The sequence below is a fragment of the Liquorilactobacillus ghanensis DSM 18630 genome, from assembly GCF_001435235.1.
GTDB lineage: Bacteria > Bacillota > Bacilli > Lactobacillales > Lactobacillaceae > Liquorilactobacillus > Liquorilactobacillus ghanensis.
This window is the reverse complement of record NZ_AZGB01000018.1, coordinates 289,471-307,392: the sequence shown is the minus strand read 5'-3', so window position 1 is coordinate 307,392 and position 17,922 is coordinate 289,471. Positions and strand designations below refer to the sequence as shown.

General features: G+C 36.6%; 16 protein-coding genes. 13 read left to right on the top strand and 3 right to left on the bottom strand.

Features of this window, described 5'->3' with window-relative positions:
* Positions 1 to 245 precede the first annotated feature (245 nt).
* From yidC to rpmH, 3 genes are read right to left on the bottom strand one after another with little or no spacing between them, the layout of a single operon-like run.
* On the bottom strand, positions 246 to 1,079 hold the full coding sequence (yidC, locus tag FC89_RS08815) for a membrane protein insertase YidC (protein WP_057872185.1): 834 nt from the start codon (positions 1,077 to 1,079) through the stop codon (positions 246 to 248).
* Between the two features lie 9 nt (positions 1,080 to 1,088).
* Complete coding sequence (gene rnpA, locus FC89_RS08810) at positions 1,089 to 1,448, bottom strand: ribonuclease P protein component (RefSeq protein ID WP_057872184.1); 360 nt, start codon at positions 1,446 to 1,448, stop codon at positions 1,089 to 1,091.
* Positions 1,449 to 1,507: 59 nt separating this feature from the next.
* On the bottom strand, positions 1,508 to 1,642 hold the full coding sequence (gene rpmH / locus FC89_RS12410) for a 50S ribosomal protein L34 (protein WP_003701411.1): 135 nt from the start codon (positions 1,640 to 1,642) through the stop codon (positions 1,508 to 1,510).
* Between the two features lie 516 nt (positions 1,643 to 2,158).
* On the opposite strand from rpmH, the gene dnaA reads away from it, so the two are divergent.
* The 13 genes from dnaA to FC89_RS08745 all read left to right on the top strand — a co-directional run bounded on the left by dnaA (position 2,159) and on the right by FC89_RS08745 (position 17,800).
* Complete coding sequence (dnaA, locus tag FC89_RS08805) at positions 2,159 to 3,514, top strand: chromosomal replication initiator protein DnaA (RefSeq protein ID WP_057872183.1); 1,356 nt, start codon at positions 2,159 to 2,161, stop codon at positions 3,512 to 3,514.
* 163 nt (positions 3,515 to 3,677) lie between these two features.
* On the top strand, positions 3,678 to 4,814 hold the full coding sequence (gene dnaN / locus FC89_RS08800) for a DNA polymerase III subunit beta (RefSeq protein ID WP_057872182.1): 1,137 nt from the start codon (positions 3,678 to 3,680) through the stop codon (positions 4,812 to 4,814).
* 275 nt (positions 4,815 to 5,089) lie between these two features.
* Positions 5,090 to 5,320, top strand: a complete 231-nt coding sequence (gene yaaA / locus FC89_RS08795) for a S4 domain-containing protein YaaA (protein WP_057872181.1) — start codon at positions 5,090 to 5,092, stop codon at positions 5,318 to 5,320.
* Positions 5,320 to 6,465, top strand: coding sequence for a DNA replication/repair protein RecF (gene recF, locus FC89_RS08790; protein WP_057872180.1), 1,146 nt, complete (start codon positions 5,320 to 5,322; stop codon positions 6,463 to 6,465). The genes yaaA and recF overlap by 1 nt, the downstream gene beginning before the upstream one ends.
* Positions 6,462 to 8,414 carry a DNA topoisomerase (ATP-hydrolyzing) subunit B gene (gyrB, locus tag FC89_RS08785; RefSeq protein ID WP_057872179.1) on the top strand — a complete coding sequence of 651 codons (1,953 nt, stop codon included), beginning with the start codon at positions 6,462 to 6,464 and terminating at the stop codon, positions 8,412 to 8,414. The genes recF and gyrB overlap by 4 nt, the downstream gene beginning before the upstream one ends.
* A 56-nt stretch (positions 8,415 to 8,470) precedes the next feature.
* Positions 8,471 to 10,954 carry a DNA gyrase subunit A gene (gene gyrA / locus FC89_RS08780; protein ID WP_057872178.1) on the top strand — a complete coding sequence of 828 codons (2,484 nt, stop codon included), beginning with the start codon at positions 8,471 to 8,473 and terminating at the stop codon, positions 10,952 to 10,954.
* Positions 10,955 to 11,137: 183 nt separating this feature from the next.
* Positions 11,138 to 11,425, top strand: coding sequence for a 30S ribosomal protein S6 (gene rpsF, locus FC89_RS08775; protein ID WP_057872177.1), 288 nt, complete (start codon positions 11,138 to 11,140; stop codon positions 11,423 to 11,425).
* A 32-nt stretch (positions 11,426 to 11,457) separates the two neighbouring features.
* Positions 11,458 to 12,003, top strand: coding sequence for a single-stranded DNA-binding protein (gene ssb / locus FC89_RS08770; protein ID WP_057872176.1), 546 nt, complete (start codon positions 11,458 to 11,460; stop codon positions 12,001 to 12,003).
* 18 nt (positions 12,004 to 12,021) lie between these two features.
* Positions 12,022 to 12,258 carry a 30S ribosomal protein S18 gene (gene rpsR, locus FC89_RS08765; RefSeq protein ID WP_057872175.1) on the top strand — a complete coding sequence of 79 codons (237 nt, stop codon included), beginning with the start codon at positions 12,022 to 12,024 and terminating at the stop codon, positions 12,256 to 12,258.
* 175 nt (positions 12,259 to 12,433) lie between these two features.
* Positions 12,434 to 14,440 carry a DHH family phosphoesterase gene (locus FC89_RS08760; RefSeq protein WP_057872260.1) on the top strand — a complete coding sequence of 669 codons (2,007 nt, stop codon included), beginning with the start codon at positions 12,434 to 12,436 and terminating at the stop codon, positions 14,438 to 14,440.
* 24 nt (positions 14,441 to 14,464) lie between these two features.
* Entirely contained in the window at positions 14,465 to 14,914 is a 450-nt protein-coding gene (gene rplI / locus FC89_RS08755; protein WP_057872174.1) for a 50S ribosomal protein L9, read from the top strand.
* A 28-nt stretch (positions 14,915 to 14,942) separates the two neighbouring features.
* On the top strand, positions 14,943 to 16,325 hold the full coding sequence (gene dnaB / locus FC89_RS08750) for a replicative DNA helicase (RefSeq protein ID WP_057872173.1): 1,383 nt from the start codon (positions 14,943 to 14,945) through the stop codon (positions 16,323 to 16,325).
* A gap of 182 nt (positions 16,326 to 16,507) precedes the next feature.
* On the top strand, positions 16,508 to 17,800 hold the full coding sequence (locus tag FC89_RS08745; protein ID WP_057872172.1) for an adenylosuccinate synthase: 1,293 nt from the start codon (positions 16,508 to 16,510) through the stop codon (positions 17,798 to 17,800).
* Positions 17,801 to 17,922: the final 122 nt, after the last annotated feature.

Genomic DNA, 17,922 nt, shown 5'->3' with positions numbered 1-17,922 from the left:
TAATCACAGTGCTAACTTATTAAAAAACCCCATCTCTTAGAAGAGATGAGGTCATTGAGATTTTTTAAATTAATTTACGGGATTGAACAAAGCACCACGCTTGTTCAATCCCGTTTTTCATTATGAATAACGATAGCCCATAAATTCTCTTTCTTCATTAATACAAATTCTCATAACCAAGTTCAGGTTTAATTTGCATTAGTTAGCAAAAGTTAACAATTTTGGGCTGGTTTTCTTATTCAAAATTATTTTTTCTTACTTTTAATTGCACGACGTTTAGCTTTTTTAAGTGCCCTTTCTCGCTGCTTTTGAGCTTGTTGTTTTTCTGCTCGCTGCTGATTAATCTTAAACGGATTATTGAACAATAATGTCTGTCCAACGGAAAAGGCATTGGCAATAACCCAATAAAGTGATAAAGCTGATGGCAAATTAACCGCACTAATCAAAATAACAACCGGCATCCCTAAAGTCATGATCGTACTCATCCCATTTTGTTCTGGTTGAGACATCATGCTAAGCTTAGAAGTTGCATACGTGAAAATTGCTGCTAAGATCGGCAAAATAAAATATGGATCTTTATCTCCAAGGTGCATCCAGAAAAATGACCCTGTTTTCAAAACTGGTGAACGGTAGATTGCTTGCCACAAAGCAAATAAAATCGGCATCTGAACTACCAATGGCAAACATCCAGCAACTGGGTTAGCACCTGCTTCAGCATATAACTTTTGTTGCTCTTGCCGTAATTTGTTTTGCGTATCCATATCTTTCGCCGAATATTTCGCTTGCAATGCTTTTAATTGCGGCTGCAATTCCGTCATTTTCCGCATACTTTTTGTTTGGTAGAAAATTAACGGCAGCAAAATAACTCGAATAACTATAGTAAAAGAAACAATTCCCCAACCATAATTATTTCCGAAAAGATGACTTAAAAATTCAATTGCCCGAATAAAATTCCAGACAATATAATGTTCCCAAATTCCTGTGCTGTGTGCCGTTACTGCGGATCGACCACAGCCTGACAATAAAAAGACCAACACTATAGAACTTAGAAACAGCAAAAAACGTTTGGTTTTCTTCATAGCCTGCCCTCACTCTGCACGACTGCTTTGACATACCATTAACCGAGCTAAGTGCAATACATGCAACAGATTTTTTTTGACAACTTTCATTGAAAGACCAGCTGCTGCTGGACGAGCTATCACAATAAAGTCGCAATCTTGTTTCAATTCAGGTTTCAGTTCAGTTAGGCTTTGACGAATTCGCCGCTTAACCCAATTTCGAGCTACAGCATTCCCAATCTTTTTCCCGACAGAAATACCAACTCGAAAATGTAATTGACCTGGTTTTTCAAGGACATAAAGTACGAATTGGCGATTAGCGTATGATTTACCTTGTTTAAAAACCTTTTGAAACTCAGCTTCACTTTTAACACGGTATGATTTTCGCATAATTCATCTCCAAATACCGGTTTAGCGCCTAAAATAAAAGACCACTGACGGTCAGTGGTCTATGCAGACAATACTTTTCTGCCTTTACGGCGTCGACGTGCTAAAACATTACGACCGTTACTTGTACTCATACGTTTACGGAATCCATGTACTCTTTGACGATGACGCTTCTTAGGCTGGTAAGTTCTCTTCATAAAGAATTCCACCTCCTTAATTAACTTAAATATACTCAACAATAATAAACATTATTTTAATAAAAAAAAATCAATTGTCAAGCCACACAATACTTGTTCATGATAGCATAGTTTTCTGCAACTTTAAAGATATTTTTTGATTTACAGATCAAAACTTATCCACAGAAAGCTAATTTTCTATTAGTTAAGCTGTGAATTACACTTAACCACCTAAATACATATCCACAGCCTTAATAACCACATTTTCACAAATCCACAGGCTGTGTTTTAGTTTTCCACAGCCAGCTAAATCACTGTGGAAAACTCCTATATATCCTATAGTATCAAGACTCAAAGTAAACAGTGTGTGTGTGGATAACTTAAAATTATTCCGTAATTTTTAATTTTACACTCCTTGTGGAAAACTGGCTTAACACCATGTGAATTCTCTGAATTCTTTTATACACAGCTGTGGAAAACTAAAATATATCATGCTAAAATAGATAAGTGATCGTTTACGAAAAGGGGGGAAATTATGTGCCGGATCTTGAAACATTATGGCAATACATTTGTGATGAATTTAAGGGGAAATTATCTTCAATCAGTTTTAATACTTGGTTAAAAGCCGCAAAACCGATTTCTTTTAAACAAAAAACACTTGTAATTGAAGTACCGACAGCCTTACATAAAGATTATTGGAAAGCTAATTTAAGTGCGCAAGTAGTAGCAATGATAAAAAACAGTATTAATCAAGAAATAACTGTAATTGTAAAGCTACCAACTGACCCTGATCCACTTCAAAAAGCTGCTCCAATAAGCAAAAATGAAGCTGCCTATCGGCAAGAACAAGCCAAACCAACATTTATGCGTGAAACAAAACTAAATGATAAATACACATTTGAAACATTTGTGATTGGGAAAGGAAACCAAATGGCACATGCAGCAGCATTGGTTGTTGCAGAAGAACCAGGTGCACTTTACAATCCATTATTTTTCTTTGGCGGTGTAGGACTGGGAAAAACTCATCTGATGCATGCGATTGGACATCAAATGTTGACCAACAACCCACAGGCCAAAGTAAAATACGTAACTAGTGAAGCTTTTGCCAATGACTTTATCAATTCCATTCAAACCAAAAGACAAGAAGAGTTTCGCCAGGAATATCGGAGTGTTGATTTGCTGTTAGTCGATGATATTCAATTTTTCGCTGATAAAGAAGGAACCCAAGAAGAATTCTTTCACACTTTTAATGCCCTTTATGACGATAAGAAACAAATTGTACTATCTTCAGATCGATTACCAAACGAAATCCCTAAATTGCAAAAAAGACTGGTATCACGCTTTAAATGGGGATTATCAGTTGATATTACGCCACCTGATTTAGAAACTCGAATTGCGATCTTACGGAACAAAGCTGACGCTGACCAACTTGCAATTCCCGATGATACCTTAAGTTATATTGCAGGCCAAATTGATTCCAATATTCGTGAATTAGAAGGAGCTCTCGTCCGTGTCCAAGCATACGCATCATTGACACACTTACCAATTACAACCAGTTTAGCTGCTGATGCTTTAAAGAATCTGAAATTAAATGGAAAATCCAATGAAATCTCAATTGCGGTCATCCAAGATCACGTTGCCAAGTATTTCCATATTTCATTAAGTGATTTAAAAGGGAAAAAACGAGTTAAAAATATCGTAATTCCTCGCCAAATTGCAATGTACTTGGCTCGTGAACTTACTGATGCTTCTTTACCTAAAATTGGTCAAGAGTTTGGCGGAAAAGACCATACAACAGTAATTCATGCCCATGAAAAAATTTCGGATACGTTAACAACAGATAACGATTTGCAACGTGCCGTAGCAGATTTAAAAGCAGAATTAAAAAAATAGCCTGTGGATTACTGTGAATAACTCAACTAGTTTATCCACAGGTTATTAACAGGTGGATAACTTAGATTAGACACTCAATTTAATGTTATCCACAGAATTAACAGGCCCTACTACTAGTACTATAAAATCTATTATTAATTAATATTATTTAGGAGGATCCTTTATGAAATTTGCTATCAAAAGAACAGCCTTTTTACAACAGCTAAATAATGTCCAACGAGCAATTTCAACTAAAACAACAATTCCCATTTTAACTGGCTTAAAATTAGAACTAACAGCTGATAAATTAACATTAACAGGAAGCGACGCTGATATTTCAATTCAAACAGTTATATCAATTGAAGATGAAAATGCTCAATTAGAAATTTCACAACCGGGATCAGTTGTATTACCAGCTCGATTTTTTAGTGAGATCATAAAAAAATTGCCAACAGATAACTTCTCGCTTGAGGTTAACGAAAATTTGCAAACAACAATTCTTTCAGGTCCGGCATCTTTTACAGTTAATGGATTAGATGCCGTTGAATATCCTCATTTACCAGAAGTTGAAAGTTCACAACAATTAACTTTACCAGCAGATCTTTTCAAAAAAGTTATTAACCAAACTACAATAGCTGCTTCTGATCAGGAAAGCCGTCCAATCCTAACGGGAGTTCATCTAATGATTGATCAGCAGCAATTAACAGCTGTTGCAACTGATAGTCACCGTCTAAGCCAACGGAAAATTCCATTGGAAAATGAAACAGCAGCATATGATATCATTGTACCCAGTCGATCTTTAACAGAATTGGCACGGATGTTACCTGATAGTACAGCTAAAATTGAGCTGCGAATTTCTGAGAATCAAATTCTCTGTTCTTTTTCACAAACAGTTTTTTATTCCAGGCTGCTTGAAGGAAACTATCCTGATACAACACAATTAATTCCGCAGACCTCAGAAACGGAATTGGAAGTCAATGCAGTTGAATTTTTAGCTGCTATTGAACGTGCCTCGTTATTGTCACATGAAGGAAATTATAATATTGTTAAATTGAGTTTAGACCCAGAACGACAAACTGCTCAAATTTTTGGAAATACACCAGAAATTGGGAATGTTGAAGAGAAACTTAAATTTCAAAATTTAACAGGAAAGAATTTAGAAATTTCATTTAATCCTGATTATATGAAAGATGCATTGCGTTCGTTTGGACAATCAACTGTTAAAATTGATTTTACACAGCCATTACGTTCGTTTACTTTAGTTCCAAGTGAAAATCAAACGGATTTTGTTCAATTAATTACGCCAGTTAGAACCTATTAATAAATATGCATAAGTAATACTAGTGGAGATTGAAGTGTATTTGAACTTCAATCTTTTTTTATAATTAAGCATTTGTTTCGGATATTGCTTTAAAAAGTAATCGTCTTTTTTTATATGCCATATTTTTACACTCTAAGCAATTTTATCTATTACAGATTAAAAGATATTAGCGATACTAAACATCGCTTAAATCGCTTATAGTGGCGATTCAAATTGTCATTAACCGTCAAAAAGGTTATAATTATTCTAAGTGCTAAAAGGTGGGTGAAGCAGATATGAAACGGCTTATACAATTAAAATCAACATATATGACTTTGGGACAACTCCTAAAACATATTGATGTGATTAGTTCGGGTGGCCAAGCTAAATGGTTTTTGCAAAATAATGATGTTTTAGTTAACGGGCAATCTGAAAACAGAAGAGGAAGAAAGTTATACGCTGGTGATCAAGTTGAACTTCCGAATAACGAAATTTGGCATTTAAGTTCAACAGCAGAGAATAGCTGATGTATTTAAGGGAATTAGCTTTAAATGATTTTCGCAATTATTCAAAAACAAAATTAACTTTTTCGCCAGTAACAAACATTTTGATTGGGAAAAATGCCCAAGGAAAAACAAATTTATTGGAAGCAATTTACGTTTTGGCAATGACCCGAAGCCACCGCACAAATAATGACCATGAATTAGTTCGATTTGAAGCAGATACAGCCCAGATTAAAGGAACGCTAATTAATCGTTTAGGGAAAACTAAGTTAGAAATTGATTTAAACCGCAAAGGCAAAAAAGCACGAATAAATCAATTAGAACAGGCAAAGCTTTCGCAATATATTGGGAAAATGAATGTGATTTTGTTTGCACCAGAAGATTTAGCGTTAGTTAAAGGGTCGCCAGCTGTCCGTCGCCGGTTCATCGATATGGAATTTGGTCAAATTGATGCACATTATTTATATAATTTAACTCAGTATAAAAGTGTCTTAAAACAAAGAAATCGTTACTTGAAACAATTGCAGCAAAAAAAGGCAACAGATTTACTATTACTCGATGTATTTTCTGACCAATTAGCGGCTTTTGGAGCAGAAATTATCGTCCGTCGGGTAGCTTTTCTTGCAAATTTAAGCAAATTTGCAGCTCAATTACAGTTGAAAATTACACAGCGACAAGAAAAACTGCAATTGAAATATGATTCAACTGTTGAACTTGAAGGACAAGAACGGCTTAAAACAGATCAAGTCTATCAAAAACTTAAACAGCAGTATAAACTTCAGCAAAAAAAAGAGATCTTTCAAGGAACTACTCTTATCGGTCCCCACCGAGATGATTTAATTTTTTTGATCAACCAAAAGAATGTTCAACTTTATGGATCTCAAGGACAGCAAAGAACAACTGCTTTGGCAGTTAAATTAGCTGAAGTTGATTTGATGCGGCAAGAAACAGGTGAGTATCCGATTCTATTGCTGGATGATGTTTTGTCGGAATTAGATGGGGCACGACAGACCAATTTGATTAAAGCTATTCAAAATCGGGTACAAACATTTTTGACGACACCGAGTTTAAATGATGTTGCGCAAAAATTAATCAAGAATCCTAAAATTTTTATTATTAACCAAGGAAAAATTAGTGAACCAACCCCGAAGGAGGAAAATAAAGAGTGACAGATAAAGAAAAGAAAGAACTTGCTAAAGAAGAACAAGCGAAAGAATATAATGCTAGTCAAATTCAGGTCCTTGAAGGCCTCGAAGCAGTTCGAAAACGTCCGGGAATGTATATCGGTTCAACTAGTTCACAAGGACTGCACCATTTAGTGTGGGAAATAATTGATAATGGGATCGATGAAGCGTTAGCTGGGTTTGCCGATGAAATCAATGTGATCGTCGAAAAAGATAATAGCATTACCGTTAAAGACAACGGTCGCGGAATACCGGTTGATATTCAGCCAAAAACTGGTCGGCCAGCTTTGGAGACTGTTTTTACGGTCTTACATGCTGGCGGAAAATTTGGCGGCGGTGGCTATAAAGTTTCCGGTGGTTTGCATGGCGTTGGAGCTTCCGTTGTAAATGCTTTAGCAACAACTTTAGCTGTTAAAGTAAAAAGAAATGGAAAAATCTACGCGATGGATTTTCACCGCGGAAAAGTTGCTCATGAAATGAAAATTATTGGTAGCTGCGGCGAACACGAACACGGAACTAGCGTCCATTTTGTACCAGATCCCGATATTTTTACAGAAACAACGGTTTATGATATTAATATTTTGACAACTAGAATTCGTGAGTTAGCTTTTCTAAATAAGGGTTTGCGGATCACAATCAGTGATCAACGACCTGAAAAACCGACACATAAGGAATTTCACTATGAAGGCGGAATTCGTCATTATGTTGAATTTTTAAATAAGAAAAAAGAAGTACTATTTGATGAACCGATTTATCTTGAAGGCCAGCAAAAAGGAATTACTGTTGAAGTTGCTTTACAGTATACTAATGATTTCCATTCTAATTTATTAACATTTGCCAACAATATTCACACATATGAAGGCGGAACACATGAAGCCGGTTTTAAAACTGCATTAACACGTGTGATCAATGATTATGCTCGTAAAAATAAATTGATGAAGGAAAATGAAGATAACCTTTCTGGTGAAGATGTTCGTGAAGGAATGACTGCAGTAATCAGCATTAAGCATCCTGACCCGCAATTTGAAGGTCAAACGAAAACAAAATTAGGGAATTCAGATGCTCGAACAGTTACTGATCGACTTTTTTCAGAACATTTTTCTAAATTTATGTTAGAAAACCCGGCAGTGGCACGCAAAATTGTTGAAAAAGGATTGCTGGCTTCTAAAGCACGGGTCGCTGCCAAACGTGCACGCGAAGTTACTCGGAAAAAGAATGGTCTTGAAATTAGTAATTTACCAGGGAAGTTAGCTGATAATACTAGTAAAGATCCGGCAGTTTCAGAACTTTTTATTGTCGAAGGTGATTCAGCTGGCGGATCGGCTAAACAAGGCCGTTCGAGACTGACTCAAGCTATCCTGCCGATTAGAGGAAAAATTTTAAATGTTGAAAAAGCGACACTTGATCGGATTTTAGCAAACGAGGAGATTCGTTCACTTTTCACAGCTCTAGGAACAGGTTTTGGAAATGATTTTGATATCGAAAAAGCTAACTACCATAAATTGATAATTATGACAGATGCCGATGTTGATGGTGCACATATTCGTACGTTGCTGTTGACTTTGTTTTATCGATTTATGCGACCGATGATTGATCATGGATATGTTTTTATTGCTCAGCCGCCTTTGTATCAAGTTCGTCAAGGAAAAATGATTAGATATATCGATACAGATGAGGAATTAGATCAAGTTGTTGGACAGCTTCCGCCAACACCGAAACCAATTATTCAACGCTACAAAGGTCTAGGAGAAATGGATGCAGAGCAATTATGGGAAACAACAATGGATCCTGAACATCGTCGCTTACTACAGGTCGAATTATCTGATGCTGAGGAGGCAAACCAGGTTTTTGAAATGTTAATGGGAGATAAGGTTGAACCGCGGCGTGAATTCATTGAGGAAAATGCTACTTTTGTCGAAAATCTTGATGTTTAATATTTCCTGGGAAATATTAAGACAGATAGGCTATTAAAAAAGGGGAGGTCAAAAATTTGGTAGATTTGCCAGATCGCGTTAAACAGGCTGATTTGTCTGGAATTATGCGTAAATCTTTCTTGGACTATGCAATGAGCGTAATTGTTGCACGTGCATTACCAGATGTCAGGGATGGTTTAAAGCCGGTTCATCGGCGAATTCTTTATGGAATGAATGAGTTGGGAGTTACACCAGATAAGCCATATAAAAAATCAGCTAGAATTGTTGGAGATGTTATGGGAAAGTTTCATCCACATGGGGATTCGGCAATTTATGAATCAATGGTTCGAATGGCACAAGATTTTAGTTATCGCTATATGTTAGTCGATGGTCACGGAAACTTCGGCTCAGTTGATGGTGATGGTGCAGCTGCAATGCGATACACGGAAGCACGTATGAGTAAAATTGCAATGGAAATGTTGCGGGATATTAATAAAGATACGATTGATTTCATTCCAAACTACGATGGCTCGGAAAGGGAACCAGTAGTATTACCGGCACGTTTTCCAAATTTATTAGTCAATGGTGCAACTGGAATTGCCGTTGGAATGACGACTAATATTCCACCGCATAATCTGGCTGAAGTTATTTCAGGATTGCATATCCTAATGAAAAATCCAGATGCAACTACGGCTGATCTGATGGACGCAATCAAGGGACCTGATTTTCCAACTGGTGGAATTGTTATGGGTAAATCAGGTATTAGAAAAGCTTATGAAACAGGTAAGGGTACAGTTATTTTAAGAGCCAAGGTTGAAATTGAAACCCAAAAAAACGGACGCGAACAAATTATTGTTAATGAACTTCCGTATATGGTTAACAAGGCCAAACTAATTACACGTATTGCTGATCTAGCTCGAGAAAAGAAAATCGATGGTATTACTGATATTCACGATGAATCTGATCGTGAAGGTATGCGGATTACGATTGATGTTCGTCGCGATACCAGTGCATCAGTGATTTTGAATAATCTGTATAAATTAACTTTAATGCAGACAACTTTTAATTTTAATATGCTGGCGATTGTTAATGGCACTCCTAGAATTTTAAATTTAAAACAGATTTTGGTTTATTATCTCAAACATCAAGAAACAGTTATTCGACGCCGGACTGAATTTGAATTGAAGAAAGCTCAAGCTCGGGCTCATATCTTAGAAGGATTGCGAATTGCGCTGGACCATATTGATGAAATCATTAACATTATTCGCAAATCTCAAAGTGGTGAAATTGCTAAGAATAAATTAATTGATAATTATGCGTTGTCAGACAAACAAGCCCAAGCTATCTTGGATATGCGTTTAGTTCGTTTAACGGGACTTGAACGTGAAAAAATTGAAGATGAATATCAGAAACTATTAGAAGCCATTGCTGATTATCAAGATATTTTAGCTCACACTGAGCGTATCGATCAAATTATTTATGAAGAATTAATGGAGATCCAGTCTAAATTCGGTGATCAACGGCGAACAGAGCTGATGGTCGGTGAAGTTTTGAGTATCGAAGACGAAGATTTGATTGAAGAAGAAAACGTTATGATCGTCTTAACTCATAATGGCTATATTAAACGGTTGCCAACTAGCGAATTTAAAACTCAGCATCGTGGCGGTCGCGGAATTCAAGGTATGGGAGTCCATGCTGATGATTTTATTGAGCATTTAATTAGTACCTCTACACATGATGAATTGTTGTTCTTTACAAATCTAGGAAAAGTCTATCGCATGAAGGGTTACGAAATTCCAGAGTATAGCCGGACAGCTAAAGGAATTCCGGTGATTAATTTATTGGGGATTGATGCTAAAGAAAAAGTCCAAACGATTATCAATGTTTCCCGGGAAATAAAACAAAGCCATAGCCAACATCAGAGCTATCTATTCTTTACAACAAAATATGGCACAGTTAAACGGACTGTGGTAGATGAATTTAGTAACATTCGTAAAAATGGTCTTAAAGCAATTACATTGAGGGACGATGATGAGTTAATCAGTGTTTTGATTACAAATAATCAACGAAATTTAATTATCGGAACCCACCAAGGTTATGCAGTCAGTTTTGCTGAAGAAAATGTTCGTCCGATGGGAAGGACTGCCAGCGGGGTGCGCGGTATTCGATTACGAGATAATGATTATGTCGTTGGAGCAGGAATTCTTGCGCCTGATAGCAAGGTCTTTGTGGTGAGTGAAAAAGGTTACGGCAAACAAACGCCAGCATCGGAGTATCCAATTAAAGGTCGTGGTGGCAAAGGAATTAAGACAGCTAATGTGACTGCTAAAAATGGATCATTAATCGGTTTAACAACTGTTCAGGGTGATGAAGATATTATGCTGATTACCGATAAAGGTGTAATGATCAGATTTAACATTCAAAGTGTTTCAACAACTGGACGAGCGACCCTAGGTGTGCATTTGATTAAAGTGGCTGAAGATACAAGTGTGGCGACGATGGCTAAGGTGGCTATTGAAGAAATAGATGAGACTGAAGTTAAGTCCGAAGATGATGACTAAAGAGAAAAAAATGATTTTTTACGTATTTAATATTAGCTGAACAAAATCAAGAACTGAGCCTTGCAATTTGAAGCAAGTAATGTTAAAATTTAAGCTTGTTAGTATCTAACTAGAAATAGTTTGGATTACTTTCCTTGTTCTTAATTTTAAGAACCATAAGTCCATAAGGAGGTGTAAACAGTCATGAAATATGAAATTACTTATATTATCAGTCCAGCTCTTGATGAAGCTGCAAAGTCAGCATTAGTCGATCGTTTCGATAAAGTTTTGAAAGATAACGGGACTGAAGTAATTGATTCAAAAGACTGGTCTAAACGTCGTTTCGCATATGAAATCGGTGGCTTTACAGAAGGTATTTACCATGTTGTAAATGTTAAAGCTGATGATGCAAGCGGAATTGATGAATTTGATCGTCTGGCTAAGTTCAGTGATGGCATTTTGCGTCATATGATTGTTAAACGTGAAGCTTAATAATATTTAAATTCCGAAGGGGGAACTGAACTTTGATCAATCGAGCAGTGTTAGTTGGTCGTTTAACACGTGACCCAGAATTGAGATATACGTCAAGTGGGGTCGCGGTTGCTAGTTTTACGGTTGCTGTTAATCGTCAATTTACTAATCAGCAGGGAGATCGTGAAGCTGATTTTATTGGTTGTGTGATTTGGCGGAAAGCAGCTGAGAATTTTGTTAATTTTACCCATAAAGGTTCATTAGTAGGGGTGGATGGCAGAATTCAAACCAGATCTTACGATAATCAGCAGGGAGTTAGAGTCTATGTAACGGAAATTGTTGTTGATAATTTCTCTTTGTTAGAATCAAAATCGCAATCTGAGCAATATCGACAACAGCATCCTAATGATCAGGGTTCTAATACCTCACAAAATGTTAATCCAGCAAACAATAATTTTGCTGGTTCAACTAATAATAGTACTCCAAATCCGAATCCGAATAATAAGCAAGGTAGCAATGCTGACCCTGCAAAGAATGCTGATCCTTTTGCTGATAGCGGGCAACAGATCGACATTTCAGATGATGATTTACCATTTTAAACAAAGGAGGTTTGTGAAGTGGTACAACAACGTAGAGGCGGACGTCGCCGTCGTAAAGTTGATTTTATTGCAGCTAACCATATTGAATATATCGATTACAAAGATACCGATTTATTAAAACGTTTTGTTTCTGAAAGAGGAAAAATTCTTCCTCGTCGTGTAACTGGAACAAGTGCCAAAAACCAGCGTCGTTTAACAATTGCAATTAAACGTGCTCGGATTATGGGGCTTTTACCATTTGTTACTGAAGATTAATAGTTAGTTAATGAGACTGACCAATACTGATAAAAATCAGTGCTGGTCGGTTTTTTTGTGTAAAGCTAATTTAGTAAAGTCCAGTTGTTTGTGATAAAATTGTATTCAAATGATTTAATGAATTCTTAGCAAGATACTTTATTGTATAGGAGAAATGAATGTGGGGAAAAAGGTCATGAAAAAAATTTTTTCAAGCAACTTCTGGCATTTACCCAGTTTTATGAAGAATAGTCAGTTAAGATTGATTGCGGTTTTTTTATTGGGATTAGCAATTATCTGTGAAATAATGGCATTTTTAATTAGTCCAATTTTAGGAGCAATACTGCTTGTTTTAGTTTTTTTGACTGTTGGAGCTGTTTTTTTGACACTCAAGGAACTCACAGAAGATACTAATGAGTATATCTCGGATCTATCTTACCGAATTAAACGTGGTGAACAAGAAGCGCTGATTAAGATGCCGATTGGAATGCTATTTTTTAATGATCAAGATGAGATTGAGTGGATTAATCCATATTTGCAAAAGTATTTCGGCAAACGCGAGGTATTAGGCAAAACCTTAAAATCAGTCGATGAGCAGTTAGCAGCTTTAATTGAAAAGAATTTCGATGAAAAAAAACCGATAGAAGTTGTTTGGGGACAAAAAAGTTTCCAATTATTGATTCAAAAAGAGATTCATGCGGTTTATCTAATGGATATTTCGGAGTATTCACGAATTAAAAAGCATGATTTAGAAACGGATGTTGTTTTAGGCCAGATTTTTTTGGATAATTACGATGAAATTACTCAATCGATGACTGATAAAACAATCTCAAATTTGAATAATTACGTTACTAATGAGTTAACCAATTGGGCACGCAAATATGAAATGTTTTTAAAGCGGATTGATAATGATCATTTCTTGGTAATTGCCTATACTAAGGTTTTGCAACAACTGGAAACAGAAAAATTCAAAATATTGGATCGGATTCGGGAAAGAACATCTAAACAAAATTTCCCGCTAACATTAAGTATCGGTTTGGCGTATGGGGATGATGATTTATCTTTGTTAGCTCAGACGGCACAAAGCAATTTAGATCTAGCCTTAGGCCGAGGCGGAGACCAAGTAGTTGTCAAAGCTCCAGACGAACAAGCTCGATTCTATGGTGGTAAGACTAATCCAATGGAGAAACGAACGCGAGTTAGAGCTAGAATGATTGCTCAAGCTCTACAGGAATTGGTTTATCAAGCTGATCAAGTATTTGTTATGGGCCATCAGAGACCTGATATGGACTCTATTGGGGCTTGCCTGGGTATCCGGAGAATTGCTAAAATGAACCAAAAGGAATGTTGGATTGTTTTAGATCAAACAAATTTACATTCAGATGTTGTTCGCTTAATGAAAGAATTAGCACAGTATCCAGAAATTAAGGGACGGATGATTACTCCTGAGGAAGCATTAGCGAAGGCGACACCGCAAAGTTTGTTGTTAATGGTGGATCACTCCAAGCCATCTATTTCGGCTAGTTCAGAGCTGTATCAGAAATTAGCTAACCGGGTGATGGTAATTGATCATCATCGGCGGGGGGAAGAGTTTCCAGAGAATCCAGTATTAGTTTATATTGAACCTTATGCTTCTTCAACTTGCGAACTGATTACAGAGATGTTTGAGTATCAGTCACGTGACAGTGAACCAATCAATAAAATTGAAGCAACTGCAATGTTGACAGGGATTATTATTGATACTAAATCATTTTCACTTAGAACTGGGACGAGGACTTTTGATGCGGCTAGTTATTTGCGCTCAGTTGGAGCTGACTTAACAATGACGCACCATTTTATGAAAGAAAATGTTGATAGTTTCATGCAGCGAAATCATTTAATTGATCGAGTTGAATTTATTGGTTCGCAGTTAGCTTTGTCTACAGGGGAAGCTGATCGGAGTTATGATCCGGTTACGGCAGCGCAGGCAGCTGACGAATTACTGAATGTCAGTGGAATTGAGGCTTCTTTTGTAATAACTAAACGTCAAGATGATAAAGTCGGAATTTCAGCGCGCAGTAATGGAACGAAAAATGTTCAGGTTGTAATGGAAGAAATGGGTGGCGGCGGGCATTTATCTAATGCGGCTACTCAATTGGAAGATACAACAGTTGAAGAAGCCAAACAGCAGTTATTAGAGGTTTTGCAACAAACTAAAGATTAAAAAAACATCAAGGAGGATTAAGTGATGAGAGTTATTTTTTTACAAGATGTTAGAGGAAAAGGTTTGCGAGGAGAAATTAAAAATTTACCAGATGGCTTTGCTAACTTTTTGATTAAAGCTAATAAAGTTAAGCCGGCAACTGCCCAAGCAATGAGTCAGCTCAATGGACAAAAACGGGCAGAAGAGAAAAAAGATGCTGCTTTACTAGCAGAATCAGAAAAATTAAAAGCGCAATTGGAATCCGGCAAAATGGTAGTGGAATTACAGGCGAAAGCAGGAACCGATGGTCGCTTGTTCGGTTCAATTACCAGTAAACAAGTTGCACAGGCATTAGAAAAACAGTATGGCTTGAAAATTGATAAACGTAAAATGGAAATGAATGAACCAATTCGTTCATTAGGGTACGTTAACATCCCAACTAAATTACATCCCAAAGTGGTTGCTAAAATTAGAGTGCACATTGCTGAAAAATAATTTTTAATAGATATGGAAAGGTGAAATTATGGCTGGAAATCTGTTGACAGATCGGCTACCGCCACAAAATATTGAAGCGGAACAGGCTGTTTTAGGGTCTGTTTTTTTAAGCGCAGCTGCGTTAGTAGATGCGATGGAGTATGTTCAGTCAGCTGATTTTTATCGTCGGGCACATCAGATAATTTTCCAAACAATGGTTGATTTAAATAATCAAGATGAAGCTATCGATGTGGTTACAGTTAATAATCGATTAACTGAACAAAATCAATTAGAGGATGTTGGCGGCGTTAGTTATATTGCCGAGTTAGCTGATGCAGTTCCAACTGCGGCTAATGTCGGTTACTATGCAAAAATAGTTCAAGAAAAGGCATTGATGCGAAAATTGATTACAACTGCAACCAATATTGTTTCGCAAGCCTATGATCAAGATGATGATGTAACCAGTCTTTTAGATAATGCTGAAAGACAAATCATGGATGTTTCGGAACAAAGAAACAGTAATGGTTTTCGACCGATTCGTGATGTTTTAAATAGTGCAATCGAAGAAGTTAATCGTCTTTATCAGAAAAAAGAAGAGATAACTGGTTTGCCAACCGGTTATCAAGATTTGGATAAGATGACTGCTGGTTTGCAACCAGATAATTTAATTATTTTGGCTGCTCGGCCTGCTGTTGGGAAAACTGCTTTTGCTTTGAATATTGCTCAAAATGTTGGAACTAAGACTGATAAGGCGGTCGCAATTTTTTCTTTGGAAATGAGTGCCGAGTCGTTGGTTAACCGAATGCTGTGTGCTGAAGGCAGTGTTAATGCTAATCATTTGCGAACAGGACAATTAAATGCTGAGGAATGGAATAATTTAATCGTAGCAATGGGATCTTTGTCACAAACGGAGATCTTCATTGATGATACACCGGGCATTAAAATGTCAGAAATCAGAGCTAAAAGTCGACGATTGGCAAAAGAAAATGGAAATTTAGGCTTAATTGTGGTTGATTACCTGCAACTAATTGAGGGTAGTAATAAAGAAAATCGGCAGCAAGAGGTTTCAGAAATTTCACGGCAACTAAAAAAGTTGGCAAAAGAACTTTCTGTTCCAGTAATTGCTTTATCGCAGTTATCGCGTGGAGTTGAACAGCGCCAAGACAAACGACCAGTTTTATCTGATATTCGTGAATCAGGTTCAATTGAACAAGATGCTGATATAGTAGCTTTTTTATACCGGGATGATTATTATGAACGAGATGATGATAACCAACAGCAATCAGACTCAGATGATGAGACACAAGATGTCGGAGAAGTTGAAGTCATTATTGAGAAAAACCGTTCAGGTCCGCGAGGCACGGTAAAACTATTATTTGTAAAGTCATATAACAAGTTTTCTTCAATTGCATATGTACCAGAACAACAGTAATTTAAGCGTTAGCGACTTAGTTATAATTTTTAAAATTTAACTATAGTTCGCTATTTTTTTACTTAACTTTAAAATGTGAGAATTAATATTCGGGATTTTCTTGAAATAATAGAGATTCATTGTTACAATTATCGAGGTTAGTGAATAAAAGGTATTTATAAAAAACAATGAGGTGAAGCCAGATGTCATCAGTAGTAGTTGTTGGTAGTCAATGGGGCGATGAAGGAAAAGGCAAAATAACTGACTTTTTAAGTCGGAATGCCGAAGTAATTGCTCGTTACCAAGGTGGAGATAACGCAGGTCATACGATTGTTTTTAATGGTGAAACATTTAAATTAAGATTAATTCCTTCGGGCATTTTTTATAGTGATAAAACCAGTGTGATTGGCAATGGAGTAGTACTTAATCCAAAGTCATTGGTTGAAGAATTGAGTTATCTTAATGAACGTGGAGTATCAACGGATAATTTACGAATTTCAGACCGTGCTCATGTTATTTTGCCTTACCATATTTTATTCGATGGTTTGCAGGAAAAAGCTAAAAAAGAGAATAAAATTGGAACAACTAATAAGGGAATTGGTCCAGCCTATATGGATAAGGCTGCAAGAATTGGAATTCGCATTGCTGATTTACTAGATAAAGAAGTCTTTGAAGAAAAATTGCGTCGAAATTTAGCTGAAAAAAATCAAGAATTAACAAAATTTTATGAGCATGATCCGCTTAATTTTGATGATATTTTCGAACCATATTATGAATATGGACAGCAGTTTAAAAAGTATGTAACTGATACGTCAGTGGTTTTAAACGATGCTTTAGACAGCGGCAAAAGGGTGCTTTTTGAGGGTGCTCAAGGAGTGATGCTGGATATTGATCAGGGAACTTATCCCTTTGTGACTTCATCAAATCCAGTGGCCGGTGGAGTAACTATTGGTAGTGGTGTAGGTCCTTCAAAGATTGATAAAGTTGTTGGAGCTTGCAAGGCTTACACTTCAAGAGTTGGTGATGGACCTTTCCCAACCGAGTTAGAAAATGCTACTGGCGATTTTATTCGTGAGGCAGGGCATGAGTATGGTACGGTTACTCACCGACCACGCCGAATTGGCTGGTTTGACAGTGTTGTTTTACGGCATTCAAAACGAGTTTCTGGATTAACCAATCTCTGCTTGAACTGCGTTGATGTTTTAACTGGACTAGATGAAATCAAGATTTGTACGGCTTATGATCTAAATGGGGAACGAATTTATCATTATCCGGCTAGTTTAAAGCAATTGAGTCAGTGCAAACCTATTTATGAAACACTTCCAGGTTGGAAAGAAGATATTACGCATTGTAAAAAACTGGAAGATTTACCGCAAAATGCGCGTAACTATATTCATCGAATTCAAGAACTGGTTGGAGTTAAGATTTCAACTTTCTCAGTTGGTCCGGATCGTAATCAAACCAATGTTTTAGATAATATTTGGGCTAAAATTTAGTGAAATCGAGTTAAATAAAGACAGGAGTAAAGAGGAAACGAGACTTTTACTCCTGTTTTTTAGTTGGAAAAATCAGATTTGTAATAAAAAAGATTTAATCGCTAAAATGACTACTGCTAGTT